This window comes from Bartonella gabonensis (genome assembly GCF_903679515.1).
Taxonomy (GTDB): domain Bacteria; phylum Pseudomonadota; class Alphaproteobacteria; order Rhizobiales; family Rhizobiaceae; genus Bartonella; species Bartonella gabonensis.
Window position 1 is genome coordinate 1 of the sequence record NZ_CAHOYM010000074.1, and the last position, 2999, is coordinate 2999.

Below are 2999 nucleotides of genomic sequence, written 5' to 3' on the forward strand. Positions count from 1 at the left end.
ATATCAACCCAAAGATCTGTAGAGGGGTCGTAAACCATTCCCTCGGGGGAACTATAAGGGCGGTGATTGAGACACCAAACGGAATTGGGTAAGATATCCCCTGCCCTATAACCAGACAGTGGGTGACCGGAAATCGTACCAACATCCGCACAAAGCGTATGGAAACCTCCTATCTTGCGTGAACTACTAAAGATGTAATCCCTTGGATAGGTAGAGTTTTCTGATACAACAATTTTATGAGAATCTCCCTCCGGTACCAAATAAAGATAATAATCCTTGCCCGCCGAAAGAGACGGCATGCCTATTCTTGAATCCGCTGTATAACTTGCAACCAAAATATCATGGGTTCGTTGCAAAGTTAGATAAGTTCCTTTTTTCACAGTTAATTGCGCTTTGCCTGTCGCAACAAGAAATGGAGTGGAAACTGAAAGAGCCGTTAAATTAGACTGTTTTAGAAAAGTGTTTATCTTTTCTGCTAGATTTTTTGCTTGTGTGGCTACTGTATGAGCTGTTGTCGCTGTTGTTTGAGCTGCTGTTGCTAGAGAACTCTTGATACCACCAAGCTCTTTCTTCGTTGTATCGGCTGTTGTTTTGGCTTCTTCTGCTGTTCTTTTCGCTCTATCGGCTACTTCCTTCGCCTCGTAGGCCTTACTCCACGCTTGATTGGCTGTGCTTTTTATCTTTTCCACCTCATTACGCGCTTGCCTCGCATCATGTTCGGCATAGCCTGCTTTTTCCTTAGCTGCCTTAGCTGTTTTTTCTGTCTCTTCTAGTTTGTCTTCTAACGATGATGCTAAAGACGATGCCTTTTTATCAGCTGTTTCTGCTGCCTTCTGTGCTTCTTCTGCTGTTCTTTTCGCTCTATCGGCGGTTTCCTTGGCTTTCTCGGCTTCACTTTTAGCTTGATAAGCTTTACGCTCCAGATCCCAAGAACTGGTCAAATAAACTTTTGCCATTATCCCCTACCGAAAGGACGTAAATCAACGTTAAAGCCCGTAATCATTGTCCAAGGTTCATGTTCTGGAATACGCAATTTAAAACGGTGATAACGATTGCGCGAACGACCTTGATAAGCACCTGTAACGTAAGAACACACCCTCTCCTTGTGCCATGTGATCGGTGTCTGACCATTGCGAAGTCGACGTTCCCCTATGCTTAAAAGACCTTGCGTCGTATCAACCTCTGCAAACATCTTCGTGATAAAGCTAAAACTTCCATCTGGTGCCCCCATCTCTTGCGAAACAACCGTTGCCTCCATTGGGGCTCCTGTAAACACAACAAGATGATTTTGATCGTTAAAACCACCAAGGATAGGCGCTCCACTTTGCCAACGAGGGCTGTCTAAAGAAGCCGGTAAAGACTCAAGATTGATCGAAATCTCATCTAATTGTTCTAATGTATAACCTGTCGTAAAGACTGGAAAGAATGTGAAAGGCTTTCCCTGTAGCGTCGACCATTTTTGCAAACCCCAATCATAAACAAAGGTGGCTTGCTCGTTATTACCTTTCTTTAAGGACCAGTAAATTCGGTTATCAACGGGGTCTATAACCCCTTGCATCTCATCAAGAGCAAACTTATCAAATGTTTTGAAGACCGTTCTATCAACCTTTTCAAAACCTATTGGTAAAAGTTGACCATCGCTACTTATCTGATAAAAGCCACCATCACCGGCAAAAAAAGCATCACTGCCACGACACGCTATAGAGGCTGCACTACGCGCTCCTCGCTTGTCTTGTATCTTCTGAAAACTGAATAAAAGTTCAGATCCTGGCATAAATAAACCAGCATAAATAGCAGAACGCAGAAAAATAAGTGGATTGGTGGATTCCGTTGCCCCCTGAACATATTCTCCATCTGGAAAATCTATATGATCAGATTTTCTTTGACCTATTTCCCAAAAATTTGCATCATTCAAACCTGACCAATGAATACGATTGGGATTATCAGTCAATTGCATCAAACAAACAACGGAACCCCAAACCTTTACCAATCCTGCTTTCGGCGGATTGCCACCTAAATCTGAAAATCGTTCGGAACTATGAATTTTGAGAACTTGCGGTTTATCATTTCTATTCACCGCAATAATCATGTCTTTAAAAAGAGCAAACGACCATTTGTTCTCTTCATTTGCTTGATAGGTCACACCACTTTGGCTGATATCTTTCCACCCCTGCGTTTGACTATCATAACTATAAAGCTTTTGCTTGCCTCCTACAATGATCTTAACACCATTRCCACTTCTAAASGCTATGCAACCCAAGGGCTTTTCTTCTAAAGGAACCTTAGAAACAACCATTGCACTAGGCATAGGAATATAGCCCCCATCTGCCGGTAAAACATTCACAAGCGTATCGGTAAAGCTGCCGTTGACAACCGCAACATCTGGKCGGTAATCGGCTATAGGGAAATAAACCATGTTAAAAATCCGTTGGAATTATTCTTGTCACGTTATGACGTTGAGAGGTCTCTGCACGCAATTCATGCAACTGTTCGTTAAAGTCATTGTAAGCTGCCGTTGCACAATCGGGCTCTTTAAGAATATTCTTGTACAACTCATATTTTGCACGCGCTTTGATCAAATCAAATGCATGCACAAACCATGGGTGCTCTTCATCAACACTCTCTATCTCTGATAAGCGCAATGGAGAGAGAATAAGTTGAATCTGATAGGCTCTATCCGGTGTGGGATAAAGATGTAATTTCCTATCAAAATAACTGTAACAAACCGGCGTTCCTTGCTGTCCTGATGATAACGAATCCTCTAAGGAAACATGGTCCTGCCATTCCAATGCAAACTTATGATGTTGATCAGAACTCAAGTAAACGCTTTTGATTTTAACAGCAGTTTCAATATGTCGGGTATCAGTTGCATCATAAGCCCCTTGCCCCGCCCTTGTTTGAAACACCACATCACGGCTTTCGTTAAAGTAAAATGTTTCCCTCTCACAAAAACGAATAGCAGCAAAAATACTTTCTTGTATTTGTGCTACATATTCATC

At 42.2% G+C, this 2999-nt stretch carries 3 protein-coding genes; all 3 read right to left on the reverse strand.

Features of this window, described 5'->3' with window-relative positions; genetic code table 11:
- On the reverse strand, window positions 1-956 hold a 956-nt coding region (locus HWX04_RS07950; protein ID WP_246257635.1), incomplete at its 3' end, for a phage major tropism determinant.
- A complete protein-coding gene (gene bgtE / locus HWX04_RS07955) occupies window positions 956-2416 on the reverse strand; it encodes a gene transfer agent protein BgtE (protein ID WP_175869589.1) in 1461 nt (486 codons plus the stop codon). The genes HWX04_RS07950 and bgtE, both read right to left, overlap by 1 nt.
- 1 nt (window position 2417) lies before the next feature.
- On the reverse strand, window positions 2418-2999 hold a 582-nt coding region (locus tag HWX04_RS07960; RefSeq protein ID WP_175869590.1), incomplete at its 5' end, for a phage adaptor protein.